General features: G+C 67.0%; 24 protein-coding genes and 2 tRNA genes. 16 read left to right on the forward strand and 10 right to left on the reverse strand.

Annotated elements, in window-relative coordinates; genetic code table 11:
* Window positions 1-378: 378 nt before the first annotated feature.
* Together BLTE_RS05570 and BLTE_RS05575 are read right to left on the reverse strand one after the other, a co-directional pair.
* A complete protein-coding gene (locus BLTE_RS05570) occupies window positions 379-1,035 on the reverse strand; it encodes a uracil-DNA glycosylase (RefSeq protein WP_126398326.1) in 657 nt (218 codons plus the stop codon).
* A gap of 2 nt (window positions 1,036-1,037) precedes the next feature.
* The gene (locus tag BLTE_RS05575) at window positions 1,038-1,649 is read right to left on the reverse strand and encodes a LabA-like NYN domain-containing protein (protein ID WP_126398328.1); all 612 of its coding nucleotides are present in this window, start codon (window positions 1,647-1,649) and stop codon (window positions 1,038-1,040) included.
* 326 nt (window positions 1,650-1,975) lie between these two features.
* Between BLTE_RS05575 and rpoZ the strand changes: the two genes are divergently transcribed.
* The 7 genes from rpoZ to era all read left to right on the forward strand — a co-directional run bounded on the left by rpoZ (window position 1,976) and on the right by era (window position 8,542).
* A complete protein-coding gene (gene rpoZ / locus BLTE_RS05580) occupies window positions 1,976-2,368 on the forward strand; it encodes a DNA-directed RNA polymerase subunit omega (RefSeq protein WP_126398330.1) in 393 nt (130 codons plus the stop codon).
* Window positions 2,369-2,521: 153 nt separating this feature from the next.
* Window positions 2,522-4,744 carry a RelA/SpoT family protein gene (locus BLTE_RS05585; protein ID WP_126398332.1) on the forward strand — a complete coding sequence of 741 codons (2,223 nt, stop codon included), beginning with the start codon at window positions 2,522-2,524 and terminating at the stop codon, window positions 4,742-4,744.
* A gap of 157 nt (window positions 4,745-4,901) precedes the next feature.
* Window positions 4,902-5,663, forward strand: coding sequence for a pyridoxine 5'-phosphate synthase (locus BLTE_RS05590; RefSeq protein WP_126398334.1), 762 nt, complete (start codon window positions 4,902-4,904; stop codon window positions 5,661-5,663).
* Between the two features lie 8 nt (window positions 5,664-5,671).
* Entirely contained in the window at window positions 5,672-6,085 is a 414-nt protein-coding gene (gene acpS / locus BLTE_RS05595) for a holo-ACP synthase (protein ID WP_126398335.1), read from the forward strand.
* 66 nt (window positions 6,086-6,151) lie between these two features.
* The gene (gene lepB, locus BLTE_RS05600; protein WP_126402074.1) at window positions 6,152-6,904 is read left to right on the forward strand and encodes a signal peptidase I; all 753 of its coding nucleotides are present in this window, start codon (window positions 6,152-6,154) and stop codon (window positions 6,902-6,904) included.
* The gene (rnc, locus tag BLTE_RS05605; RefSeq protein WP_126398336.1) at window positions 6,901-7,617 is read left to right on the forward strand and encodes a ribonuclease III; all 717 of its coding nucleotides are present in this window, start codon (window positions 6,901-6,903) and stop codon (window positions 7,615-7,617) included. Before lepB ends, rnc begins: the two co-directional genes overlap by 4 nt.
* A complete protein-coding gene (era, locus tag BLTE_RS05610; RefSeq protein ID WP_244600132.1) occupies window positions 7,610-8,542 on the forward strand; it encodes a GTPase Era in 933 nt (310 codons plus the stop codon). Before rnc ends, era begins: the two co-directional genes overlap by 8 nt.
* A gap of 264 nt (window positions 8,543-8,806) precedes the next feature.
* Here era and BLTE_RS05615 read toward each other — a convergent pair whose 3' ends face one another.
* The gene (locus BLTE_RS05615) at window positions 8,807-9,814 is read right to left on the reverse strand and encodes a cytochrome-c peroxidase (RefSeq protein WP_211199040.1); all 1,008 of its coding nucleotides are present in this window, start codon (window positions 9,812-9,814) and stop codon (window positions 8,807-8,809) included.
* Window positions 9,815-10,341: 527 nt separating this feature from the next.
* On the opposite strand from BLTE_RS05615, the gene recO reads away from it, so the two are divergent.
* From recO to BLTE_RS05660, 9 genes are all read left to right on the forward strand, one after another.
* Window positions 10,342-11,061, forward strand: a complete 720-nt coding sequence (gene recO, locus BLTE_RS05620) for a DNA repair protein RecO (protein ID WP_126398337.1) — start codon at window positions 10,342-10,344, stop codon at window positions 11,059-11,061.
* A 425-nt stretch (window positions 11,062-11,486) separates the two neighbouring features.
* Window positions 11,487-11,954 (forward strand): DUF2269 family protein, encoded by a 468-nt coding sequence (locus tag BLTE_RS05625; RefSeq protein ID WP_174769522.1) that lies wholly within the window; start codon window positions 11,487-11,489, stop codon window positions 11,952-11,954.
* A gap of 410 nt (window positions 11,955-12,364) precedes the next feature.
* Window positions 12,365-12,742, forward strand: a complete 378-nt coding sequence (locus BLTE_RS05630) for a hypothetical protein (RefSeq protein WP_126398338.1) — start codon at window positions 12,365-12,367, stop codon at window positions 12,740-12,742.
* A gap of 40 nt (window positions 12,743-12,782) precedes the next feature.
* Window positions 12,783-15,212 carry an AAA family ATPase gene (locus tag BLTE_RS05635; protein WP_126398339.1) on the forward strand — a complete coding sequence of 810 codons (2,430 nt, stop codon included), beginning with the start codon at window positions 12,783-12,785 and terminating at the stop codon, window positions 15,210-15,212.
* Window positions 15,213-15,739: 527 nt separating this feature from the next.
* Window positions 15,740-16,318: a cold-shock protein gene (locus BLTE_RS05640; RefSeq protein WP_126398340.1), complete on the forward strand. Its 579-nt coding sequence runs from the start codon at window positions 15,740-15,742 to the stop codon at window positions 16,316-16,318.
* 32 nt (window positions 16,319-16,350) lie between these two features.
* Entirely contained in the window at window positions 16,351-16,908 is a 558-nt protein-coding gene (locus BLTE_RS05645; protein ID WP_244600133.1) for a DUF192 domain-containing protein, read from the forward strand.
* A 113-nt stretch (window positions 16,909-17,021) separates the two neighbouring features.
* Window positions 17,022-17,097: transfer RNA gene (locus BLTE_RS05650), tRNA-Pro, on the forward strand.
* Window positions 17,098-17,399: 302 nt separating this feature from the next.
* Window positions 17,400-17,702, forward strand: coding sequence for an ETC complex I subunit (locus BLTE_RS05655; RefSeq protein WP_126398341.1), 303 nt, complete (start codon window positions 17,400-17,402; stop codon window positions 17,700-17,702).
* A 218-nt stretch (window positions 17,703-17,920) separates the two neighbouring features.
* Window positions 17,921-17,997, forward strand: a tRNA-Arg gene (locus BLTE_RS05660).
* Window positions 17,998-18,063: 66 nt separating this feature from the next.
* Here the strand turns inward: BLTE_RS05660 and BLTE_RS05665 are convergent.
* The 7 genes from BLTE_RS05665 to BLTE_RS05700 form a co-directional block, all read right to left on the reverse strand.
* On the reverse strand, window positions 18,064-19,284 hold the full coding sequence (locus BLTE_RS05665; RefSeq protein ID WP_160140533.1) for a site-specific integrase: 1,221 nt from the start codon (window positions 19,282-19,284) through the stop codon (window positions 18,064-18,066).
* A 252-nt stretch (window positions 19,285-19,536) separates the two neighbouring features.
* Window positions 19,537-19,776 (reverse strand): hypothetical protein, encoded by a 240-nt coding sequence (locus tag BLTE_RS05675; protein WP_126398347.1) that lies wholly within the window; start codon window positions 19,774-19,776, stop codon window positions 19,537-19,539.
* Window positions 19,777-19,805: 29 nt separating this feature from the next.
* Window positions 19,806-20,285, reverse strand: a complete 480-nt coding sequence (locus tag BLTE_RS05680) for a hypothetical protein (RefSeq protein WP_126398349.1) — start codon at window positions 20,283-20,285, stop codon at window positions 19,806-19,808.
* A 9-nt stretch (window positions 20,286-20,294) separates the two neighbouring features.
* Window positions 20,295-21,239 (reverse strand): hypothetical protein, encoded by a 945-nt coding sequence (locus tag BLTE_RS05685; RefSeq protein ID WP_126398351.1) that lies wholly within the window; start codon window positions 21,237-21,239, stop codon window positions 20,295-20,297.
* Window positions 21,240-21,242: 3 nt separating this feature from the next.
* Window positions 21,243-21,629 (reverse strand): hypothetical protein, encoded by a 387-nt coding sequence (locus BLTE_RS05690; RefSeq protein WP_126398353.1) that lies wholly within the window; start codon window positions 21,627-21,629, stop codon window positions 21,243-21,245.
* A 1-nt stretch (window position 21,630) separates the two neighbouring features.
* Window positions 21,631-22,089 (reverse strand): hypothetical protein, encoded by a 459-nt coding sequence (locus BLTE_RS05695; RefSeq protein ID WP_126398355.1) that lies wholly within the window; start codon window positions 22,087-22,089, stop codon window positions 21,631-21,633.
* A gap of 399 nt (window positions 22,090-22,488) precedes the next feature.
* Window positions 22,489-23,982: a hypothetical protein gene (locus BLTE_RS05700; RefSeq protein ID WP_126398357.1), complete on the reverse strand. Its 1,494-nt coding sequence runs from the start codon at window positions 23,980-23,982 to the stop codon at window positions 22,489-22,491.
* Between the last annotated feature and the right edge of the window lie 112 nt (window positions 23,983-24,094).

The following is a 24,094-nucleotide window of genomic DNA, read 5'->3' on the forward strand; positions in this document are numbered from 1 at the left end:
GACAGGTCTCCAAGAATGGCATCGAAGGTCCTCCCTCCAATGCAACGTGACCTGTCGACCATCTGCCCGGTCTGAACTGTCAGGACTCTACCCGGTCCGTACCCTCGAAGCCCCCCACCCCCGACCCCTCCCCACCGCTCGCGAAGCTCGCGGGGGGAGGGGAGAAAAGGGGCGCCTCTTCTCCCCTCCCCCCATGAACGCAGTGAATGGTGGGGAGGGGTCGGGGGTGGGGGGCTTCGCGGGGCGCGCGGCGAAGCCGGAAAACCGGAAACTGGCCGGAAACCGTCTCGGTGTGCCAGCGGAAGCCCGACGCGCCGACGATGAAAGCACCTCGCCGCCGGGAGCCGTTGGGGTGGCGTTGTCCCGGACACGTTCTGCTCAGGCCACCGCGGCGTCGGCGCGGTCGAGATGGGCGCGCACCGCGGCGAACACCGCTCGGAACATCTGCGGCGTCAGCCGGCCGGTGTTCGTGTTGTAGCGGGAGCAGTGATAGCTGTCGAACACCGTCACCCGTCCCACCGCGTGGGCTGAGCCGTGGGCGAACGGATGCCAGGCCGGGCGGGCGCCGAGCGCAGCAATCGTGGTGTCGTGGGCGATGCGCCCCAGCGCGATGATCGCCTGAAGCCGCGGCATATCGTCCAATAGCGCGGCCAGGAAGGGACGGCAGGCGGCGATCTCGCCGCCGGTCGGCTTGTTCTCCGGCGGCACGCAGCGCACGGCGTTGGTGATTCGCGCGTCCTTCAGCGCCAGCCCGTCATCGGCGCGCGCCGCATAGCTGCCCTCGGCCAGCCCGAAGTCGAGCAGGGTCTGATAGAGCAGGTCGCCGGCATAGTCGCCGGTGAACGGGCGGCCGGTACGGTTGGCGCCCTTCAGGCCCGGCGCGAGGCCGACGATCAGCAGGCGCGCATCGGCGCGCCCGAAGGACGGCACCGGCGCGTTGTGCCAGTCCGGCCAGGCGGCGCGGTTGTCGGCGCGAAAGCTGGCCAGCCGGGGGCACAAGGCGCATGCCCGGTCCGGCTCCGGCGTCGCGCGCATCGTCAGATGTCGTCGTCGGCGGTCGCCGGCGTCGCCGGGCGGCGCAGGAAGTTCGGCGTGTGGTCGCTCTGGCGGGCGGCGCGCTCGGCCGGGTCGCGGCCGATCTTGTTGGCGAGCGTGGCGAGGTCGACGAACTCGTCGGCCTGACGGCGCAGCTCGTCGGCCACCATCGGCGGCTGGGTGGAGACGGTCGATACAACCGACACACGCACGCCCCGCCGCTGCACGGCCTCCACCAGCGACCGGAAGTCGCCGTCGCCGGAGAACAAAACCATGTGATCGATGTGCTCGGCGAGCTCCATGGCATCGACCGCGAGCTCGATATCCATGTTGCCCTTGACCTTGCGGCGGCCGGACTGGTCGACGAACTCCTTGGTGGGCTTGGTGACCACCGTGTAGCCGTTATAGTCCAGCCAATCGAGCAGAGGGCGGATGGAAGAATACTCTTGGTCTTCGATCAGAGCGGTATAATAAAACGCTCGAAGGACATAGCCGCGACCCTGAAATTCTTTCAGCAACCGCTTATAATCGATATCGAAGCCGAGCGACTTGGCCGTGGCGTACAGATTGGCGCCATCGATGAACAAAGCAATTTTTTCGGTTGAAGCGGTCATACTCTTACGTCCTTTCGGGCAAACTGCGGGCCTAGCCCAGATTTGTGCCCTGCAACATCATATTCGCTGGCGCAGCCAGCGTCGGCGGACGGTTAGGCGGACATTTGCAGAGCCGGCTTCACATCGTGTGAATGAAATGGATGTCCGAATAACCTCATGATTGCGATACTATTGTTCGCGCATGAAACCGGAATTTATGCGTAGCAGGAGTTCCGCCCTCTGCAAAGCGGTTTGCCGCAGGGTTGGATGCGCTTCTTGCATGCCGCGATTGTTTCGTGTACCCGACACGCATCATCCAAACGCCGAAGAATGTGGAGTGACGACCGATGGCTCGCGTCACCGTCGAGGACTGCATCGACAAGGTCGAGAACCGTTTCGAGCTGGTCCTGCTCGCCAGCCACCGCGCCCGCATGGTCTCGGCCGGCGCACCGATCCTGGTCAGCCGCGATAACGACAAGAACCCGGTGGTGGCGCTGCGCGAGATCGCCGATCAGCAGATCATGCCGGGCGACCTCAAGGAAGAGCTGATCCACTCGCTGCAGAAGTTCACCGAGGTCGACGAGCCCGAGGCCGAGGCCGTGCCGCTGATCGCCGGCTCCGCCGGCATGGAGTCCGACGACTCCGACGTGGCGATGGACCGCATGACCGAAGAGGACCTGCTGCGCGGGCTGGAAGGGCTGGTGCCGCCGCAGAACAATGACGACGACGAGCGCGAGTGAGGCCGCCCGTCCGGCCATCCTTCGCAAGCCTGTCTGGCGGCCCCGAGCGGGGCCGCTTTGCGTTTGGAGCGGCATCCGCCCGTCTTGTGCCTTGCGCTGCGGCCGGGCTACGGCGATAAGTCCGGCAACCGTACCGCGTTGGGGTCTGCGTCCATGATGCGGCAATACGAGCTCGTCGAGCGCGTTCGCCGATACAATCCCGATACTGACGAGGCCCTGCTCAACCGCGCCTATGTCTATGCGATGCGCGCGCACGGCTCGCAGAAGCGCGCCTCGGGCGATCCCTATTTCTCGCATCCGCTGGAAGTTGCCGCGATTCTCACCGACCTGCGGCTCGACGACGCCACCATCGTCGCGGCGCTGCTGCACGACACGATCGAGGACACCGCCACCACCCGCGGCGAGATCGACGAGCTGTTCGGCAAGGAGATCGGCGCCCTGGTCGAGGGCCTGACCAAGATCAAGAAGCTCGATCTGGTCTCCAGGCAGGCGGCGCAGGCGGAGAATCTGCGCAAGCTCCTGCTGGCCATCGCCGAGGACGTGCGGGTGCTGCTGGTCAAGCTCGCCGACCGGCTGCACAACATGCGCACGCTGCACTACGTGCCCGAGGCCAAGCGCAACCGCATCTCCGAGGAGACCCTCGAGATCTATGCGCCGCTGGCCGGACGCATGGGCATGCAGGCGATCCGCGAGGAGCTGGAGGAGCTGTCGTTCCGCCAGCTTTCGCCCGAGGCCTACCGCACCATCGTCGGCCGCCTCGAATCCTCGCGCGAGCGCCATATCAAGGCGATCGCCGAGATCGAGGCGCAGCTCACCACCAAGCTCGCCGACAACGGCATCACCGCCGAGGTCACCGGGCGCGAGAAGCGGCCCTATTCGATCTGGCGCAAGATGGAGCGCAAGACGGTCGGCTTCGAGCAGCTTTCCGACCTCATCGGCTTCCGCGTCATCGTCGGCGAGCTGGCCGAGTGCTACCGCACGCTCGGCATCGTCCACACCACGTGGCCGATGGTGCCCGGCCGGTTCAAGGACTACATCTCGACGCCCAAGCAGAATGGCTACCGCTCGCTGCACACCACGGTGGTCGGGCCCGGCCGCCAGCGCGTCGAGCTGCAGATCCGCACCCGCGGCATGCAGGACGTCGCCGAATACGGCATCGCCGCCCACGCCCTCTACAAGGACGGCGCCAACGCCTACGAGCTTCTCACCAGCGATTCGCAGGCCTATGGCTGGCTGCGCCGCACCATCGAGCTCCTGGCCGAGGGCGATTCACCGGAAGAGTTCCTGGAGCACACCAAGCTCGAACTGTTCCACGATCAGGTGTTCTGCTTCACCCCCAAGGGCCGGCTGATCGCGCTGCCCAGGCGGGCGACGCCGATCGACTTCGCCTATGCCGTGCACACCGACATCGGCGACACCGCGGTGGGCTGTAAGATCGACGGCAAGATCTCGCCGCTCGTCTCGGAGCTGCAGAACGGCTCGGAGGTTGAGATCATCACCTCGGAGGGGGCGACGCCGCCCGCCGCCTGGGAATCGGTGGTGATCACCGGCAAGGCGCGCGCCGCCATCCGCCGCGCCACCCGCGCCGCCATCCGCGCGCAATATGCCGGGCTCGGGCGCAAGCTGGTGGAGCGGGCGTTCGAGCGCGCGGGCAAGCCGTACGAGGAGCCGCGCGTGGTCGCCTCGCTGCACCGCCTCGCCCGCACCTCGCTGGAGGATGCGCTGGCGGCGGTCGGCCGCGGCGAGCTGCGCGCCAACGACGTCATCAAGGCGGTGTTTCCAGAGTGGACCGAGGACGTCAGCGTGCCGCAGCAGCAGCGGCGCCAGCCCGAGCCGATCACCGAGGCCGGCTGGTTTGCGCTGGCGCGCGCCCGCAGCGTCAAGTTCAAGGTGCCGGGCCATGGCGCGGTGTCGCCGGCCGGCCCGGCCATCCCCATCCGCGGCATCAATGGCGACCTGCCGGTGCGGTTCGCGCCCGATGGCGGGGCGGTGCCGGGCGACCGCATCGTCGGCATCCTGACGCCGGGGGAGGGGATCACCATCTATCCGATCCAGTCGCCGGCGCTGAAGGCGTTCGACGACGAGCCCGAGCGCTGGCTCGACGTGCGCTGGGATGTCGACGGCCAGGAGCGCCACCGCTTCCCGGCGCGGCTGCGGCTGACCTCGCTCAACGAGCCGGGCTCGCTCGCCCAGATCGCCCAGGTGATCGGCGAGCGCGACGGCAATATCGACAATGTCCGCATGTCGCGCCGCTCGCCCGATTTCACCGAGGTGACCATCGATATCGAGGTGTTCGACCTCAAGCACCTCAACGCCATCATCGCCGATCTGCGGGCCAAGTCGGTGGTCTCGTCGGTCGAACGCTATAATGGTTGAAGTGATCCACGTGGCGTCGTCCCGGGCGAGCGTCAGCGATCCGGGACCGTTTGCAGGAGGGGTGACCTCTTCCTGATCACGATCCCGGGCCTGCGGCCCTTGCCCGGGATGACAGGAAGGGTCAGGCAATCCCCCGCCATCATCATTGGAGGCTTTCGTGTCCGTTCCGCCGCTTCGCCTCGGCGTCAATATCGACCACGTCGCCACGCTGCGGAATGCGCGCGGCGGTGCCCATCCCGATCCGGTGCGGGCGGCCCACGCGGTGCTGGCGGCCGGCGCCGACGGCATCACCTTTCATCTGCGCGAGGACCGCCGCCACATCCGCGACGACGACGTGCGCCGCCTTAAGGCCGAGATCGCCGCGCCGCTCAATTTCGAGATGGCGGCGACCGGCGAGATGATGGAGATCGCGCTCGCCACCCGGCCGCACGCCTGCTGCCTGGTGCCGGAGCGGCGCGAGGAGCGCACGACCGAGGGCGGGCTCGACGCCGCGGCCGGGCAGGCGGCGCTGACGCCCTATGTCGGCCGGCTGGTCGCCGCCGGCATCCGGGTGTCGCTGTTCATCGCCCCCGATCCGGCGCAGATCGCGGCGGCGGCGGCGATCGGCGCGCCGGCCATCGAGTTCCACACCGGGCATTGGGCCGACTGGGTGGCCGAAGGGCGCACAGAGGCGGCCGAGGCCGAGTTCGCCCGCCTGAAGGCCGGCGCCCGGCAGGCGCACGCGCTCGGCATCGAGGTCCATGCCGGCCACGGCCTCGACTACGCCACATCGGAGACCATCGCCGCCATCCCCGAGATCGTCGAGCTCAACACCGGCCATTTCATTATCGGCGAGGCGGTGTTTGAGGGGCTTCCCGCAGTGATCCGCGCCCTGCGGGCGGCGATGGACCGCGGCCGGGCGGCGGCGCGGGCGGCGTGAGCAGCGGCATGATCATCGGCCTCGGCTCCGACCTCATCGACATCCGCCGCATCGAGAAGACCCTGGAGCGCCATGGCGAGCGCTTCATCGAGCGCGTGTTCACGCCGGTCGAGCGCGCCGCGGCCGAGCGGCGGGTGACCAAGGCCGCCACCTACGCCAAGCGCTTCGCCGCCAAGGAGGCCTGCGCCAAGGCGCTCGGCACCGGGTTCCGGGCCGGCGTGTTCTGGCGCGATTTGGGGGTGGTCAATCTGCCGGGCGGCCGGCCGACGATCGAACTCACCGGCGGGGCGGCGGCGCGGCTTCTTGCCATCACCCCGGCCGGCTTCGCCGCCCGCATCGATCTGACCCTGACCGACGACTATCCGCTGGCCAGCGCCGTTGTGATCATCTCAGCTATTCCGCGTCCGGACACCGTGGCTTGATTGCGCCGCAGCCTCTCCTGCGGCTATAGGAGCGCCGGGACGCGGCCTGCGTCGAGATCCAGGATCATCAACGTGTCGACCGAAGCCAAGAAGAACGGCGGAAAGAACGAAACCGTACGCGTCCTGTTTCAGGCGCTGCTGATCGCGCTCTTCATCCGAACAATCCTGTTTCAGCCCTTCAACATTCCTTCAGGATCAATGAAGGAAACTCTGCTGATCGGCGACTATCTGTTCGTGTCGAAATACTCCTACGGCTACAGCCGCTTCTCGTTGCCGCTGTCGCCCAACCTGTTCTCCGGCCGCATCTTGGCCAGCGATCCCGTGCGCGGCGATGTCGTGGTGTTCCGCAACCCGCGCCAGGAAGACACCGATTTCATCAAGCGCATCATCGGTCTGCCGGGCGACCGCATCCAGATGATCGACGGCGTGCTGCAGATCAATGGCGAGGCGGTGCCGCGCGAGCGCATCGAGGATTTCGTCTCCGAGGAGCCGGACGGCCGCAAGGTGGCCATTCCGCGCTATCGCGAGACCCTGCCGAACGGCGTCTCCTACACCACGCTCGACATGGTCGAGAACGGCTTCTACGACAACACCAAAGTCTATGTGGTGCCGGCCGGCCACTATTTCATGATGGGCGACAATCGCGACAACTCCACCGATTCACGGGTGGAAAGCGCGGTGGGGCCGGTGCCCTTCGACAACCTGATCGGCCGGGCCGAGATCATCTTCTTCTCGCTGGAGGAAGGCAAATCGGCGTGGCAAATCTGGCAGTGGCCCTGGACGGTGCGCTGGGAACGAATATTCAAGCTGGTGCGATGAGCCGGAAGCGCGATCCCCTCGAACAGTTCGAAGCCTCCATCGGATATGCGTTTGCCGACCGGTCGCTGCTGGAGCTGGCGCTGACCCATGTCAGCGCCGCCAGCGGCGCCAGGGCCCGGCTCGAGAGCTACCAGCGCCTGGAGTTTCTCGGCGACCATGTGCTGGGACTCGCCGTCTCGGCCATGCTCTACCGCGCCTTCCCCGATGCCGACGAGGGCGAGCTGTCGCAGCGGCTGGCCGACCTCGTGCGCAAGGAGTCCTGCGCCGAGGTGGCGCAGGAATGGCAGGTCGGCCCGCACATGCGGCTCGGCCCCGGCGAGGTGCAGACCGGCGGCCGGCGCAAGGCGGCGATCCTGGCCAATATCTGCGAGTCGGTGATCGGCGCGGTGTTCCTCGACGGCGGCTATGCCGCGGCTGAGACGTTCATCGAGCGGCACTGGTCGAAGCGGATGCTGTCGCCGGTGGTGCCGGTGCGCGATCCCAAGTCGGCGCTGCAGGAATGGGCGCAGGCCCGCGGCCTGCCGCCGCCGGCCTATCGCGTGGTCGAGCGGGTGGGGCCGGACCATTCGCCGCGCTTCACCATCGCCGTCGAGCTGCCGGGCCTGCCGGCGGTCGAGGGCGGCGGCAGCTCCAAGCGGCTGGCCGAGCAGTCGGCGGCCGAGGAATTCCTGGTCCGGCAGGGCGTCATCTCCCGGATGCCGACCGATGCCTGAGGAAATGATGCCCGAAACAGCCTCCACCGCGCCGCGCTGCGGCTTCGTCGCCCTGATCGGCGCGCCGAACGCCGGCAAGTCGACCCTGGTCAATGCGCTGGTCGGCGCCAAGGTGGCGATCGTCACCCACAAGGTGCAGACCACCCGCGCTTTGGTGCGCGGCATCGCCATGGAGGGCGCGGCGCAGATCGTGCTGATCGATACGCCGGGCATCTTTGCGCCGCGGCGGCGGCTCGACCGCGCCATGGTCACCACCGCCTGGAGCGGGGCGGCGGACGCCGACCTCGTCTGCCTGCTCGTCGATGCCCGGCGCGGCCTCGACCCGGAGATCGAGGCGATCCTGGAGAAGCTCGCCGCCGTGTCGCAGCCGCGTGTGCTGGTGCTGACCAAGGTGGACGCGGTCACCGAGAAGCCGAAGCTTCTGGAGCTTGCGGCCGAGCTCAACCGGCGGATGACGTTCGAGGCCACCTTCATGGTGTCCGCCGCCACCGGCAGCGGCATCGACGAGATGCGAAGCTGGCTGGCCCAGCGCGTGCCGGAAGGGCCGTGGCATTACCCTGAGGACCAGGTGTCGGACGCGCCGCTGCGCAGCCTCGCCGCCGAGATCACCCGCGAGAAGCTGACGCTGCGTCTGCACGAGGAGCTGCCCTACCAGTCGACGGTGGAGACCACCTCCTGGCAGACCCGGCCGGACGGCTCGGCGCGCATCGAGCAGACCATCTTCGTCGAGCGCGAGAGCCAGCGGAAGATCGTGCTCGGCAAGGGCGGGGAGACCATCAAGGCGATCTCGATGGCCGCCCGCAAGGAGATCGAGGAGGCGGTCGAGGCCAAGGTGCACCTGTTCCTGTTCGTCAAGGTGCGCGAGAACTGGAGCGACGACCCCGAGCGCTACCGCGAGATGGGGCTGGAGTTCCCACGCGAGTGAGCGGGCGTCGTCCCGGGCAAGCGCGCAAAGCCGGACCGTGGTCGTCCCCGGCGAGCATCGCGACAGCGATGCTCGGGAAGGGGACCCACCTTGCGCCGCGGGGTGCCGTCCCGCCTGGGGTCAGATGGGTTCCCTTCCCTCGCGCACCTATGGTGCGCTCGCCGGGAACGACGGCGGGGTGGCGCCTCGCCCGGGATGACAATGCCCGGGCCGACGATCCCGGGATGACGCAACGGAAAAATCCGCCCGGGATGACGTGACCCCTCACTTCGGCAGTGGCGTCCTGTCGGTGCTCACCGGCAGGATGGGCAGCTCGACGCGTGGCTGCTCGCCGGTCAGCGTGCCGAGGAAGGCGGTGATCGCCTCGATCTCCTTGTCGCTGAGCTTGGCGCCGAGCTGGCTGGTGGCCATGATCGCCACCGCCTGCTTGAGGTCCCACACCTTGCCGGAGTGGAAATAGGGGGCGGAGAGGGCGATGTTGCGCAAGGGGCCGGCGCGGAACACGTAGTCGGCATCGGCGGTCTTGGTCACCTCGAAGCGGCCGCGGTCATTGGCCGGCAGGATGTCGGCGCCCGGCTTCTCGACCACGCCGAACGGATAATAGGCCTCGCCGCCGACATTGACGCCGCTGTGGCAGGCGACGCACCCCTTGTCCATGAACAGCTTGAGGCCGGTCTTCTCGGTGGCGTCGAGGGCGTCGAGCTTGCCCTCCAGGAACTGGTCGAAGCGCGAGCCGGGGGTGATGAGGGTCGCCTCGAACGCCTCGATGGCCCGGGCGAGATTGTCGAAGGTCACCGGCTCGGCCTCGTTGGGGAAGGCGGCCTTGAACCGCGCGACATAGTCGGGAATGCTCTTCAGCGTCTCCTCGACCACCTTGGGCGTGTTGTTCATCTCGACGCCGGCCTGGATCGGCCCCTTGGCCTGGGTCTTCAGGTCGCCGGCGCGGCCGTCCCAGAACTGGGCGATGTTGAACACCGCGTTGAGCACGGTTGGCGCATTGCGCGGGCCCTTGGCCCAGCCATGGCCGATCGAGGTCTCCAGATTGTCGTCGCCGCCCATCGACAGATTGTGGCAGGTGTTGCAGCTGATGAGCTGCGAGGCCGACAGGCGCGGATCGAAGAACAGCATCTTGCCGAGCTCGACCTTGTCGCGGGTCACCGCATTATCCTTGACGGCGGGAACCATCGACGGGATCGGCTTGAAATGGCCCGCCGCCTCCTTCTGCAGCGCCGCATCGTCGGCGAGGGCGGGAAGGCCGGCGAAGGCCAGCATGGTGGTGGCCAGCAAGGGGTGGGTCATCGCCCGGGTCGCGCCGCGCGGCGCGCTGCGCTGCGGTCTGCTCTGCGATTTGCTCTGCGGATTGCTCTTCATGGCATCTCTCCGTTGCGGGAGCCGGCATCTTGGGAGCTGGCATCGCGGGGGCGGTGCGAGCGATAATTAGAATGATTAAAAGGTAGCTATGCTGCCTTGCGGCAAGTCAATTTCGCCGCACGTAGAAACCCCGGGGCGGTCGAGGCGGCCGGCCAAAGGCATGGACCCGCCGTCCGGACGACCGGCAGCCTTGGAGGACCGGCGGGCTTGGAGGACCGGCGGGCTTGGACGACTGGCGTGCTTGGGCCATTGGCGTTGTTGGTCCATTGGCAGGTTTGGCCGATTGCGCGAACGCCGCCTCGGCGCGGGACGACCCGGCGCGACCGGCGTTGGAGAATCGCGCAGACTCCCCGGCGGCGGAAGGGTTTTGCGGCAACCTCAGCGAGACATTGCCGCGTTCGGCGCGTTTGGGGCGAATTGGGGCAGTGATGGATTGGAGCGACGAGGGACTGGTCATCGGCACCCGCCGGCACGGCGAGGCCGCGATCATCCTCGAACTGATGACCGCGGCGCATGGCCGCCATCTCGGGCTGGTGCGGGGCGGGCGCTCGCGCAGCCTCGCCGGCGTGCTGCAGCCCGGCAACACGGTTCTGGCCACCTGGCGGGCACGGCTCGACGAGCATCTCGGCACCTACGCGGTCGAGGGGCAGGTGCTGCGGGCGGCGGCGCTGATCGCCACGCCGGCCGCGACCTTCGGCCTGCAGCATCTCGCCTCGCTGCTGCGGCTGCTGCCCGAGCGCGATCCGCACCCCGGCCTGCATGCGGCGGCCGAGCGGGTGGCGGGGCGGCTGACCGAGCCGCTGCTGGCGGCAGCGCTGCTGGTGCGCTTCGAGCTTGGGGTGCTGGCCGACCTCGGCTTCGGCCTCGACCTCAACGCCTGCGCGCTGACCGGCGCGCGCGCCGACCTCGCCTTCGTGTCGCCGAAGACCGGCCGCGCCGCCTCACGTTCAGCCGGCGCGCCGTGGGCCGACCGGCTGCTGGTGCTGCCGGCGTTCCTGGTCGGCGGCGAGGTGGCGCCGACGCCGGCCGACATCGCCGCCGGCTTCGCGCTCACCGGCCATTTCCTCAGCCATCGCGTCTATGAGCCGCGCGGCCTGCCGCCGCCGCGCGAGCGCGAGGCGTTCCTGCGCGCGCTCGAACTTGCGTGAAGTGTCAACGTGAAGAGCTTGCGTGAAGCAGCCGGAAATCCGGCTCGCCGTCGCGTCAGCCTGCGCGCAGAATACGTTGATTTGGAACGTTTTTCCGCCGATTGTGGGGCAAGGTCCGGGCGCGCTTGGCGCGGTTTGCTGACAGGGAGAATCACCGGCGGGCTTGTTGACAGATCGAGTCCGGAAAATGCCGGAAGCCCTTGTCCAGGAATCCCATTCGCCGCGTGCGGCCATGCAGCGGCCGGCCGGCGGGTGCGCGGGCCGGCAAACTGCCCTATACCCCTGGCACGGACGAATTTGCGCGGAGCGGGATTGCGGTGAGGCAGGGCATCGGGTCGTTCGTTTCAAGGCGGGCAGGGCGCCGGCATTGCGGCGGGCGCGCGTGCCGCAGTGCGGACCTCGGCTGACGGGTGGTGCTGCCGCACATGCTGTTCGAAGCCCTGAAGACCATGCATCTGTTCGGCGTGGTGCTGCTGGTCGGCAACGTCACCATCACCGCCTTCTGGAAGGTGTTCGCCGACCGCACCGGCCATCCGGCGGTCATCGCCTTCGGCCAGCGCCTCGTCACCATCACCGATTTCGTGTTCACGGCCGGCGGCATCGTGCTGGTCTATATCGGCGGCGTCGGGGCGGCGCTGGTGCAGGGCCTCCACCCGTTCGCGCCCGGTTGGCTGCTGTGGGGGCAAATCCTGTTCCTGTCGTCGGGCGCGATCTGGGCGGCGATCCTGGTGCCGGCGCAGATCCGCATGGCACGCGCCGCCCGCGCCTTCGCCGACGGCGGGCCGATCCCGGACTCCTATTGGCGCGACAACCGGCGCTGGCTGTTCTGGGGCGTCGTCGCCTGCGTGCCGCTGTTCGTCGCGATCGCGGTGATGGTGTTCAAGCCGCAGTGAGCGCTTCGGGCGCGAATTGATACCAACGGCCGCGAACGCGGACCGTTGGTTCCGGTCGCGGATTTTCGCGAAATCTTTGATTTCCCAAAAGAAAAACCGCGAGAGTCAACGGCCCCGCGCGTCAGCGTCTGGGGCCGTTGGTATGACGAGTCCGCCGAGCGGATTGCCGGGCGTTCCGGCTGCGGCGTGTGAAGGCCGGTGGAACGGGCGCGGTCGCCCGACATCCTGATCCGATGCGCAAATACTTCCAAAAGAAGAATAATACAATCTTAGGCGGTGGTTACAGGAGCTCTCATATTTCCTTCACATAGAATGGTGTATGTTGTGCAAACCTGATAGATCAAAGCAATTATATCGAATGGTCACGCCACATTCTGTCAAATGAATTGTGGGACGGACTCGTGTTGGTCATGCGTATCATGCAACGTTCAGGCCTAAATTCGTGGCATATTGATATCGTTGCGTTCGCCGCGATGATCGTATCATGTATTATTTTGTTGGATATGTCATCGTATACGCTGGAAATCGCGTCTGTCAGTACAAAGTTTGTCACATATCTGCAATTCCAGTCTGAAATTCAATCGATCCTGACGATGGCTGTGCCGACGGTGTGCGGTGTGCTTCCTGTCGATGCTGCGACGACACGCTGCCCGGCCGCGAGGTTCGAGCGTTGTTGTCCGGTGCCGGCCGTCCTCGGCCGGGTGTCGGATGTGGCGCCGAAGCCGGCGGCGACCGCGCGCCAGCCGCGCCGGGACCGGCGGCAGGGGCGCGCCGCCCTTGCGGCTTGATTGACACCGCAGCGGTGCGGCAACGGGGCTGAGAGCGACGATGAACATCAATTCGCGCATCACCGGCGACGAGCGGTTCGACCGGACGGCGGCCGACGACGCCTTCAGCCCGCTCTCGGTCGCCGACGTGATCGAATGGGTGAAGGGTTTCCTCGGCCGGCAATACTGGATTTTCGCGATCGGTCTGTCCTGCGCGCTGGCCGCCGGCCTCGCCTATCTGAGCGTCGCGCCGCCGCAATACACCGCCTCGGCGCTGCTGATGATCGACCGGGGCAAGCTTCGCGACCTCCAGCTTCCGGGCTCGCCGCTGGGCGACGGGCCGCTCGATACGGTGCAGGTCGACACCCAGGTCGAGGTTCTCCGCTCGGACACCATCGCGCTTGCGGTCATCAAGGCCCGGAACCTGATGGCGGACCCCGAGCTGAGCGGCGAGGGGAAGGTCGTCATCAATCCGCTGGCAATGTTGTTTTCGCTGTTCGGATCGAATGCGCGGCCGGAGCCGCCGAGCACGAAGGCCGTGCTCGGCAGTTTCCTGTCCCGCCGCAAGATCGTCCGTGTCGGAAAGACGTATATCCTCGAAATATCCTATCAGTCGTCCGACCCGGCTCGCGCCGCCGACATCGCCAATGCCATTGCCGAGGCCTATATCGACAATGAGCTTGAGGCGAAATACCAGGTGACGCGGCGCGCAAGCACGTGGCTGCAGGGGCGCATCCAGGAGCTTCGCTCGCAGGCCGCGGACGCCGACCTCGCGGTGTTCGAATACAAGGAAAAGAACCGGATCATCGATTACGGCAACTTCTCGGTCAGCGGCCCGGGGGCGGCCTCCGGCCGGCTGATCGGCGACCAGCAGCTGTCCGAGCTCAACTCCCAGCTCATGGCGGCGCGCGTCGCCACCGCCGAGGCCAAGGCGCGGCTCGACCGCATCGAGGACGTGCTCAAGCAGGACGTGCGCGACGCCACCGTGGCGGACACGCTGAAGAGCGAGATCATCAACCGCCTGCGCGCCCGCTATCTCGACATGGCGGCGCGGGAGGGCAACTGGTCCGCCCAGTACGGCCCCAACCATCTCGCGGCCGTCAATCTGCGCACCCAGATGGAGGAACTCCTGCGCTCGATGAGCGACGAGCTCGGCCGCATCGCCGCAAGCTACCGCAGCGAGTACGAGATCGCCAAGGCGCGGGAGGTGGCGCTCGAACGCCGGCTCGCCGAGCTGGTCAGCGAAAGCCAGAGCACCTATCGCGACCGCATCGGGCTGGGCGACCTGGAGAGCGGCGCCAAGGTGTCGCGCGCGATCTATGACAGCTTCCTGCAGCGCTATCTGGAGGCGATGCAGCAGCAGTCCTTCCCGATCACCGAGGCGCGGGTGATCACGCCCGCTGCCCCGCCCTCCGGCAAGAGCTCGCCGATCGCCGGGCAGGTGCTGGGCCTCGGCGGGGCGATCGGCTTCATCCTCGCGCTCGGGGTGGCGCTGCTGCGCGAGACCACCGACCGCACGTTCCGCACTGCGCGTCAGGTCGAGGAGACGCTGCAGGCGCCGTGCCTGTCGGTGCTGCCGCTGATGGGGGCGGCCGAGGCCGCCCCCACCGCGCTGTCAGGCCTGCCGGCGCGATGGACGTCGAAATGGACTTCCAGATGGACGTCGAAAGGGACGTCGAGATGGACGTCGAAAGAGGCTTGGCGGCCGCCGCATTGGGAGGCGCCGGAGCCGGCGGAGGAGGTGCCGCCGGAGGGAACGATGCTCAACGAGGCGGTGCTGCGCCACGTGGTCGAGCAGCCGCTGTCGGCGGCGGCCGAGGGCTTCCGCGCCATCAAGATCGTCGCCGACATCCGCAAGGCGAGCACCGGCGACAGGATCATCGGCGTCACCTCGACGCTGCCGGGCGAGGGCAAGTCCACCGTCGCCTGCAATCTGGCCGGGCTGATGGCGCACGCCGGCAAGCACGCCATCCTGATCGACGCCGATCTGCGCCGGCCGTCGCTCGGCCGCAGCCTCACCGTCGCGCCGGCCATCGGCCTGCTGGAGGTTCTGGCCGATCCGGAACTGCTCGATCGCGCCGTCAGCGTCGATGCCGCAACCGGGCTCACCCTCCTGCCGGCGGTGGTCGATCGCGGCCTCGTGCACAGCGACGAGATCGTGGCGTCGGAGGCGTTCCGCCGGCTGCTGGACCATCTGCGCCAGCGCTACGACTACATCATCGTCGACCTGCCGCCGCTGGCGCCGGTGGTCGATGTGCGGGCGATCGCCGGGGTGATCGAGTCGTTCGTGTTCGTGGTCGAGTGGGGGCGCACCAAGGTGGATCTCGTCGAGCGCCACCTGCAGGCCAAGCCGGAGGTCTACGAGCGCCTGCTCGGCGTCGTGCTGAACAAGGCCGATGCCAGATTGTTCAAGCGCTACGAGCAGGGCAGCCAGCTGAACCACCTGTACTATGTCCACCACGGCGACGACCGGCTGCCCGGCAGGGCCTGATGCGGCTTCCGGCCGGGCGGCCTTGGTGTCCGAGTTCGGGTTTCGAGGCCCCCCACTCCCGACCCCTCCCCACCATTCACTGCGTTCATGGGGGGAGGGGAGAAGAGGCATCCCTTTTCTCCCCTCCCCCCGCGAGCTTCGCGAGCGGTGGGGAGGGGTCGGGGGTGGGGGGCACCGAACGCGTCGAGCCGCATTCCGAGCAAAGCCCTGCCCGAAATTGCAGCCGATCGAACATATTTCGCATCTGCGAGGTTGCTGTCGCGAGAGCTTGTGATTTTGTGGCAGCTTCTCGGACGGCCGGGCAATTCTTGCAGGCAGAGAGGCTTTCGCGCCTTGGCCGTTCGGAAAATCCCTGTAGTTTCAAACCGTGGATGTTGAGCAACACTGCCCAGGAAAGCGCGGAGTGCTCATACTTTGTTGTTTTCGCGGCGGATGGCGATGCTATCCTCCCGAACAAGTTGAGAATCGTGTGCCGTGGGGGCTTCTGCGGCGAGAACGGCGATAGCGGCGGCGTCAAGAGGTCGGTGATGGATCCCAAGTTCGGGGTCGGACCAGAAACGGGCGAGGAGCGCGATGAGCGGCTCGAAAGCCTCGTCGAGGTGTCCGGTTACATTAAGTGGTTCGATGTAGCCAAGGGCTACGGCTTCATCGTGCCGGATGACGGATCTCCGGACGTTCTTCTCCATGTCACCTGCCTGCGGCGCGACGGCTACCAGACCGCGCACGAGGGGGCGCGGGTGGTGGTGGAGGCGGTGCCGCGCGCCAAGGGCTTCCAGGCGCTGCGAATCCTCTCGATGGACCGGTCGACCGCCGTCCATCCGGCGCAGCTGCCGGTGGCGCGCACCCACGTCTCGGTGGCGCCCACCTCGGGGTTCGAGCGCGCCTATGTGAAATGGTTCAACCGGCTGCGCGGCTTCGGCTTCCTCAGCCGCGGCGAGGGCACGCCCGACATCTTCATCCACATGGAGACGCTGCGCCGCTACGGCATGGCCGAGCTCAGGCCGGGCCAGGCGGTGATGGTGCGGTTCGGGCCCGGCCCCAAGGGCCTGATGGCCGCCGAGATCCGGCCCGAGGGCCCGGTCAGCGGCGGGGTGGCGTCGCACTGACGGCGCGAGCCATGGCGAGCCTGATCCGGCGAATGCTTGACGAGATGACAGCGGCCCGGCGCGCGGGCGCGGTTCTGCCGGCCCTGCTGCTGGCGGCGCTGGCTGTCGTCTTCGTGCTGGCGCCGGCGGGGCAGGGGCTCGCCGACTCGGCGAAAGGGATCGGATCGCCGGCGATCGAGCTGCCGGCCGGCGTGCCGCCGGTGCGGTTCGGCGGGCCGGAGCCGCTGGAGATCGCCACGCGCAGCGGCGTGCGCAGCTTCGATGTCGAACTGGCGATCGACGAGGCCCAGCGGGCGCGCGGGCTGATGTACCGGCGTTCGCTGCCGGCCGGGCGCGGCATGCTGTTCGACTTCGGGACCGAGCGCGACGTGGCGATGTGGATGCAGAACACCTATGTGTCGCTCGACATGGTGTTCATCCGCGACGACGGGCGAATCGTGCGCGTGGCCGAGCGCACCACGCCGCTGTCGACGGCGACGGTCGAGTCCGGTGCGCCGGTGCGCTTCGTGCTGGAGCTGCCGGCGGGCAGCGCTAAGGCGCTCGGCATCGCGGCGGGGGATCGGGTGGCCCATCGGCTGATCGGGCGGTGATGGCGCCGGCCAACGTTGGCGGGCACTGGCCGGGCAGGGGGCGTTTCGGTTCTTGCCGTGGGCCGGCCGCGCGTGTATCCGGAAGGGGCCGCGGTGGCGGCGCCCGGGGTGCTCGGGGCGTGGCTCAAGTGGTAGAGCGGGAGCTTTGGGTGCTCCAGGTTGTCGGTTCGAGTCCGGCCGCCCCGACCAAACGGCCGAATGTGCGATGTGATACGGTTTCCGGCTGATCAAGCCGGATAACCGTATTCTGGTCGCCGAAAATCCCATTATCGAGACACTCTCGAAGACCGGGGATTTTCGGCGAGACTGTTTCCGGTATCCCGAAGGGATCAACCGGAAACCGTATGAAATCATGCGATGTGAAATCCGGCTCCGCGGGGCTGGCGTTTCGCTGCTCGGTCGGTGAAACTCCGGTCATCCGGTTCGGGTTTCGGCGCCCCGCTCCTCGGGACGGGGCGTTGCGGACCGGGCATCGTTGGCGAGGATGGAGCATGGTTGCACGCATCTACAGGCCGGCCCGCACGGCCATGCAGTCGGGGCGGGCCAAGAGCCGCGAGTGGCTGGTCGAGTTCATGCCCGAGACGCGGGCGATCGAGCCGCTGATGGGCTGGACGGCGAGCAACGACACGCGGCCGCAGGTGAAGCTGCGCTTTCCCACGCGCGAGGAGGCGGTCTCCTACTGCCAGCGCAACGGCATCCCGTTCCAGGTGTCCGAGCCGAACGAGCCCGCGCGCCGCAAGGTGTCCTATTCCGACAATTTCGCCTTCCAGCGCGTCGGGGCGTGGACCCACTGAGCGCGCGGCGCGATGACGCCCGACCGCCGGCCGGTGTGGTCTGACCTTAAGCGGTCTGACCTGCGAAGATCCGGCGTCCGGGCCGGGATTTCCGGGGACAATCGGCCCCGGGGTGGCGATTTGATCTATCGCGGCGTGTCTTGTCGCGATGTGATCCTGAAATGACTGCATCATACGGACTGCGAAATCCGGCCCTTGCGGGCTTGGTTTCGTATCATGGCCCCGTAGCTCAGCTGGATAGAGCAACAGCCTTCTAAGCTGTGGGTCGCAGGTTCGAGCCCTGCCGGGGTCGCCAGTTTTTCCAACGGCTTAGAGGGATTTTGCTCATCCCCGTTTCACTTCCCGTTTCACCGCCTGTTTCTCACTTCGTTTCACTCTCTCGCCGGTGCCGGTTCCGGAGAGCCGCCACCGTCGAAGTCTGTTTCACCGAACCCCGGTTGTATCGACCGGTCACCTTGGGATCAGTGTGGGTCGCGAGCTGCCGGACGTGCTCCAGCTCTGCGCCTGCGTCGAATGCTTCGGTGATCGCACCGGCCCGCGTATCGCGTGACCACACATCGTCCGGGATGCCGGCCTTGCGAGCCGCCCGACGCCAGATCGCGGCAAACCACCGATGTCGGTAGGGTCGGCCGGTCTGCTCGTCGACCACCATCGGGCCGATGCGTCGGCCCTCCGGAACCTTGGCAATCTCAGCAAGGAGAAGCGGGAAATCCGCCACGCGAACCTGAAACAAGGCGCCGGTCTTGGTTGTTCGCTTGGTCAGTTCACCGTTCTTGATGTCTTGCCAGACCAAGCCGCCACCCCAGCGCCGGCCACGATGGACACACCCGCCAGCTTCGATGCCCGGGCGTGACGTCGGCTCCCACTTGCCGATCACGTCTGTCTGCCGAAGCGATGTGTCGAACATTAGCGCCGCGGCCATGGCAATCGACGGTCGCCCTATCTCATGGGCCGCGGCGATCAGCGCCACGACTTGGTCATAGGTCGGCGCTCTTTCTCGAGCTGGGGGCACGGCGAACCGGCTTTCCCTGAGGATCAGTCGGAGGTCAGCACAGCCGGGCAGGCGGAGCTGGACACCCCAGGATGTGATCCGGCGCAGCGCCTTCATGCAGCCCTGCGCTCGCCGAAGACGCTCCGGTCCACCCGCCTTCTTTGGCTTGGCGAAACTGGCGTGCCAGCGCCGCAGGTCCGCTCCGGTGATGCGGTCGATGCGGCGATCGCCGACAGCCTTCACCAAGAGGGCATGCTCGCCCGAGTACGTCATCTGCGTCGCGTGGCAGACGGCCCTGAATGGCGAGTTGGGGTGCGTCTCATAGATGCGGGCCAGCGAGGCGATCGTGCCGTCGAACGCACGATGCGGAGCAGGGGCCTTGTTCTCCAGGGCCAGCCACTCGAGCAGTTCGGCCGTGAGCGCATGACAGCGCGCCTCCCGCTCTTCCGGTGTTGCCTGCGTGAGCCGGGCCGTGCGCGGCCGATAGGCCTTCGCCGCGGGTTGCTTGCATGCGCGTATTGCAGACCAGTATTCGACGCCGCGGACGGACATCCACCCCGGCGGCCTCCTACGTTGCTTCATCGTCGTCACTCCAGTTTTCCGCCCCATCAGGTACGAGGGGCGACGACGATTTCGCGCCGAGGCCGTAGCGGCGGTCAAGGAACTCGCGCACCGCGGGCCAATAACGCCGGTTGCCGAACACTGGATCTGGCCTTGGGAAACCCTCACGCTCGAGGGTCCGAATTGCGGCGCGCCCTTTGTCCCGGGTGCAGCCGAGCATTTCGACGAGTTCAGAGTCCGAAACGAACAAACGGGGGGAGCTTTCGGGCATTGCCGACCACCTCAGTCGTCGGCCCGGACCGCGCCAGGCGAATACCTGTCGGCCAAAACGGGCGGCACCAGTGGCCCGAACTCGGGTTCGAACTTGGCGCGCCACGCGGCCTCGGACATCACGCCGGCGGTATATGCGACGTCGGCGGCATCGACCTGGACCCAAGGTCCACGCGGCTCCAGCATCGCAAATGCCGACGAGGCCTTATCCGACAGCACGGCCGGGCGCCAATCCCAATCGACAAATTTCATGAAGAGGTCCTCGCGTTGCCCATCTCGGTTTACCGCGCCGGTCGTTTTTCCATCTGCGCTGCTACGCCTTCGGCGGCGATCCGCTCCTTGAGGGACGGCGCTTTCTTCGCCGGTTCTGGAGGCAAGGCCGAAGCGACGCTGGTGGCAAGGTGCTGGGCAAACGACACATGGGAATGCGTCTTGCCGTCCGCGGGCCCCGCGTTGCCATCGGCCGGTATCAAGCGCGACGGCGGGCCAAGCCGCGCCGGCTCAAGCATGTGGCCGTCACGATTGATGAACCGCGGAACCAGCCCTGGCGCCGCACTCGGCGCCCGAGAAGGGCTGCGCGCCGGCACATTTCCCTCGGCGCCTTCGAGCCTGATCCGCTCAGCCAAAGTCACCGTCCGACCTGCAGGGATGGGCAGGCCGGGCGTGAGCGCCTTGGTAGTTTTGAGATCGAGCAGATGCTCGCCGCCAGCCACGTGTTCAACTGCCAACATTTCACCCACCCTTATCTGCAGCTCAGGCATTGCTTGAGGTCACCAGCCGTACTGGCGCTGATAGAGCCGATCGGTTTCGGCGGCGAACCCGCGATCGAATTTCGGCGAGCGCGGATCATTGCGGGGATCGCTGAGACGCGCAGCGAGGGGGGCGCTGCCCCCACCGTTTCCGGTGCCCGGTCGGGGCGACGGTGGCGCCTGGTTGGCCTGCGGTCGCTCCGGGAATTGTGCCCGGGAGAGCCGATCAGTCTCGGCCGCGAAAGCCGGATCGAACCGCTTGTTCCGCGGATCGTTGCGCGGATCGATGATGCGATCTGTGAGGCTCATGCTGCCCCCCTGTCCGCCGGTGGACGGCCCAAGGGCACGCATCCATTCCAGCGCGCGGATCCCGCGTGCATCGTCGCCCAGTTGCTGGACCAGGAACTCCGCCACCTCGGCGTCGAGACCTTGCCCCTTGGCGCCTTCGACGAAGTCAAGCGCGCTTCCGACGCGGCGTGCGACGGCCGCGCGGCGGCCCGCATCGTCGAGGTCGACCGCCTCCGGCGGGATCAAACGCTCAATCTCGGCGGTGAAATCCTGGGGACCGCCGCCTCCGTCGGCCGCCACTTGGCGCGCCAGGAATTCCATCGTGGGGCGGACAAAGGCATCAAACTGCTGGTCCGTCAGGTTCGCCCGCTGAGCGAACGCGCGAGCGGCGTTGTATGCCTCGTCCGCGTCCAAGCCTGCCAAGTAGGGGGTGAGTGCTTCAGAGGCGCTGAGCCGATAGCCGGTGATGTCGGTCGGCACCTGGCCGGTGAACTCGAACGACGGCGGCGCATCGCTCGAAGGTCGGCGCTCGCCGGCACCGGGAGCCAACGATGCCGGCGAGCGATCCTCCCCACCGTCACGTATGGAAGGCGCGCCGTTGGGAGCGGATGGCGTGGGAGAAGTCGGTTCAAGGCCGGACGGCCAAGCCGCGCCGGAGGCAGCGAGAATGTCGGGCATTGGTCATTCCCCGCTGGCGCGCGCGGTCGCGGGCTTCGGCATGAAGCCCGCGAACAGCACGGGTTCCTGGGATGGCTTGCCGAGCCGCGGTTCGATTTGCTCGCGCAGCAGCGCGAGAACGGCGCCGAGCGCCTCGGCTTGGCTTTCCGGCTCGATACAGTATCGCATGGTGCCGGCGAGAATGTTGGCCACGGCCGCCAACACCGCGTGCAGGAAATGGGCGCCTTGCGTGTTGCGGTCACGCTCGGCCCCCATGAGCTGGGAGAAGGTCCGCAACAGCGTGAAGTTGGTCCGTGCCATCGTGCCACCGAGACCGTGATGATGCACCTGCGCGTTCAGCTCGCCCGAGATGGCCTCGAAGTTGTTCTGGATGGGGTGGCGAAAGGCCATGTCATGCTCCGATCTGCGCGCGTGCTGCGCTGAAAAGGATGTCGCGGGAAGGAGCAACGGTTCGGCATAGGGTGCCGAGAACTTCCTCGGCGACCAAGTCCATCAGGTTCTCGATGGCGCGGTCGTCGCGCATGTCCTCAACGCGCTTCAAGCCGAGGCACACAGCGACCTCGGTGACGCCGCACGCGGCGGCGACAACGGCTTGCTTGAACCGACCTTCAACCACCGTCAGGTAACGGGCCTGCAACCTGATCTGACCGAGCGGATATGCGCTTCGTCCGCGATCATAAGAGCGCGGGTCCGACGCCAGGACGGCATCCGAGGAAACGCCATTTGCCTTGCAGAGCGCGAAAACGAACGCGCGGTATAGCTGCTCGGCGCGCCTGATTTCGGGCTCCGCCCGATCATGGGAGGGGTGTCTTCTTCCAGATTTTAGTGGTGTTGCGTCGCTGGGCGGCATCGACGATCTCGCTCGGGAATGTCGAAGAGTGCCGCGTTTCGGTGCTACAAGTAAAGCGCTTCGCTGCCGCCCACAAAATCCGAAACGGATAACGCGTCGCAATGAATGGGTGTTTTAAGATTTCCACGCTTAATTATGCCCGGACATTTATTGGCATCTAAATACCAAGTTTGCGACCAGAAAATCAGCGGCGCATTGAATCTAATCAGTGCTTTGCATGTCTCCAGATCACACAAAAAGGGTATCATAAAACCATGAGCGCGGATTAAGCGTAGAACCCCCTAATACCGTGCGATTTGAGGAGCTTGCCTTAACCGCGACATATTGTCACAAGCGCGATTGCAAAAGAAAACCCCGGCCGAAGCCGGGGCTCGCCAGTCTCGGGCGGGTTCGGTCACCTCACGCCATCGAGCGCATCAGTTCGAGCCATTGTTCCTGTTGAGGTCGGAACGTTTCCTCCAGCCCAGCGAGATACGCCGACCTGGCTCGGACCTCGTCTATGGAGGCCGGTCGAGCCCGCACCAGGGTCCAGAGCGCTGCCTCGTTCTCGGCATCGACCGCCTCGAAGATCTTCACGTTGTTCTCGCGGGTGTCGGACGCATAGCGTGGGTTATGCACGTCAGAACGCCAAATGTTCTCAAGGTAGGCTTGGCAGGTCCGCCGGTGATGTTCGATCGCCGCAACGATGCAAGGGGCCGACACCACAGACGGCTTACCGATGGCTTCCTGTGTGCCCACAGAAAGCCCGCGGCGGCCGCCAGCGTTGTCCGCGCCCTGACCCTCGCCGGACAGCGAGGCCCCAGCGGGGCGCATATCCAACTCCATGAAGGCCAGCGCTTGCGGGAACCGGTAGGGCGCGAAAAACTCGCCGGCGATGGTCGCCCGATCAATCCCGTGGGCAACCTCGAAATGGTCGATCGCCGAGGCGAGCGCGCGGATTGTGCGGTTGCACACCGCCCGGCGGTCGGCTTCTTCCAGGAACACGATGTCACGAAGCTCGGACACATCGCTGATCGCCAGCATCAGCTGGAACAGCGCGCCGCGCGGCGAGCGCGCCGCCATGGACGTCGCCTCGTCCCAGATCGGCTCAAGGCGTCTGTACATTTTGACGTCCCAAGATTCGCCGTCGTTGGATTGGCCGCGGGCCGCGCCGCTCTCGAATTCGCGAACGATGGCGCCGGCCTGCAGCGCCAAGTCCTCGACACGGTCGCGCAGCCCCGGCCCGTCAGTGCTGGAACTGGCGAGGTCGCCCACGGTCGGCGCCGGCGCCGTTCCGCCGCTCTGAGGCAATGGCAGCAGCCGCTGGAGGTCGGCGACCAGCGCCTTAACCTCCTCATGCTCGAGTTCGGATCCTTCAACCCAATCCGCCACCACGGCGACCTTCAGCGCCAGGTCGGAAAGATCGGTGGCCGGCGTCGCCAGCAGCCGCCGCTCGAGGTCGGTGTTGGCGACGCCGGCTTGCGTTATGGCCGTGTCGATCGCCTGCTGATCCGCCGCTTCGGTCGCTGCCTTGAATTTCTTTTCGAGGCCGGCGATCTCCCCCTTCCTGCAGCACCATTCGTTCCACAGCGCAGCCAGGTCGGCGCGGCGAGCCGGCGGTTGCGTGCCGGCGCCCGGTGCCCCCCGCCCGCGGGTGGGCGGCAACGACGCGCGGTCTACCCCAGCCCTCGGCCGGGAGGCGTCGGCGGGAGGCCGGGTGATGCGGGCATGGCGCGCCTTGCGGCCCGTCCGGGCTTCGGTGGTGAAGGTGTTGGTGGCGTTGTGTTTCATCGGAAAATCTCCTCGCCTGAGGTTCAGGAGCGGGCAGATCTTCGGGCACAACGCAGCAGCGTCGAAGCGCAATGCGGCGACGCAAGCCTTGCAGGCCGCGCGGGTCTTGGGATGTCCCGTCATGGTGGGTCTTCGCGGTGAACCGGCTTTCCAGGGCCGGGCGCCAGTGGACGGCACTGGCACCGGGAGTCTGGAAACACGGCCGCGAAACCGTGCGCCACGGCCTTCACCCGAA

Source organism: Blastochloris tepida, assembly GCF_003966715.1.
Lineage (GTDB): Bacteria > Pseudomonadota > Alphaproteobacteria > Rhizobiales > Xanthobacteraceae > Blastochloris > Blastochloris tepida.

Excerpts from the sequence above, each read along its gene's own strand:
- BLTE_RS05570 (WP_126398326.1), bottom strand. The coding sequence starts at position 1,035 with ATGCGCGCGACGCCGGAGCCGGACCGGGCATGCGCCTTGTGCCCCCGG.
- BLTE_RS05575 (WP_126398328.1), bottom strand. The coding sequence starts at position 1,649 with ATGACCGCTTCAACCGAAAAAATTGCTTTGTTCATCGATGGCGCCAAT.
- rpoZ (WP_126398330.1), top strand. The coding sequence starts at position 1,976 with ATGGCTCGCGTCACCGTCGAGGACTGCATCGACAAGGTCGAGAACCGT.
- BLTE_RS05585 (WP_126398332.1), top strand. The coding sequence starts at position 2,522 with ATGATGCGGCAATACGAGCTCGTCGAGCGCGTTCGCCGATACAATCCC.
- acpS (WP_126398335.1), top strand. The coding sequence starts at position 5,672 with ATGATCATCGGCCTCGGCTCCGACCTCATCGACATCCGCCGCATCGAG.
- rnc (WP_126398336.1), top strand. The coding sequence starts at position 6,901 with ATGAGCCGGAAGCGCGATCCCCTCGAACAGTTCGAAGCCTCCATCGGA.
- era (WP_244600132.1), top strand. The coding sequence starts at position 7,610 with ATGCCTGAGGAAATGATGCCCGAAACAGCCTCCACCGCGCCGCGCTGC.
- BLTE_RS05615 (WP_211199040.1), bottom strand. The coding sequence starts at position 9,814 with ATGCTGGCCTTCGCCGGCCTTCCCGCCCTCGCCGACGATGCGGCGCTG.
- recO (WP_126398337.1), top strand. The coding sequence starts at position 10,342 with ATGGATTGGAGCGACGAGGGACTGGTCATCGGCACCCGCCGGCACGGC.
- BLTE_RS05625 (WP_174769522.1), top strand. The coding sequence starts at position 11,487 with ATGCTGTTCGAAGCCCTGAAGACCATGCATCTGTTCGGCGTGGTGCTG.
- BLTE_RS05630 (WP_126398338.1), top strand. The coding sequence starts at position 12,365 with ATGCGTATCATGCAACGTTCAGGCCTAAATTCGTGGCATATTGATATC.
- BLTE_RS05635 (WP_126398339.1), top strand. The coding sequence starts at position 12,783 with ATGAACATCAATTCGCGCATCACCGGCGACGAGCGGTTCGACCGGACG.
- BLTE_RS05640 (WP_126398340.1), top strand. The coding sequence starts at position 15,740 with ATGGATCCCAAGTTCGGGGTCGGACCAGAAACGGGCGAGGAGCGCGAT.
- BLTE_RS05645 (WP_244600133.1), top strand. The coding sequence starts at position 16,351 with ATGCTTGACGAGATGACAGCGGCCCGGCGCGCGGGCGCGGTTCTGCCG.
- BLTE_RS05655 (WP_126398341.1), top strand. The coding sequence starts at position 17,400 with ATGGTTGCACGCATCTACAGGCCGGCCCGCACGGCCATGCAGTCGGGG.
- BLTE_RS05675 (WP_126398347.1), bottom strand. The coding sequence starts at position 19,776 with ATGAAATTTGTCGATTGGGATTGGCGCCCGGCCGTGCTGTCGGATAAG.
- BLTE_RS05680 (WP_126398349.1), bottom strand. The coding sequence starts at position 20,285 with ATGCCTGAGCTGCAGATAAGGGTGGGTGAAATGTTGGCAGTTGAACAC.
- BLTE_RS05685 (WP_126398351.1), bottom strand. The coding sequence starts at position 21,239 with ATGCCCGACATTCTCGCTGCCTCCGGCGCGGCTTGGCCGTCCGGCCTT.
- BLTE_RS05690 (WP_126398353.1), bottom strand. The coding sequence starts at position 21,629 with ATGGCCTTTCGCCACCCCATCCAGAACAACTTCGAGGCCATCTCGGGC.
- BLTE_RS05695 (WP_126398355.1), bottom strand. The coding sequence starts at position 22,089 with ATGCCGCCCAGCGACGCAACACCACTAAAATCTGGAAGAAGACACCCC.
- BLTE_RS05700 (WP_126398357.1), bottom strand. The coding sequence starts at position 23,982 with ATGACGGGACATCCCAAGACCCGCGCGGCCTGCAAGGCTTGCGTCGCC.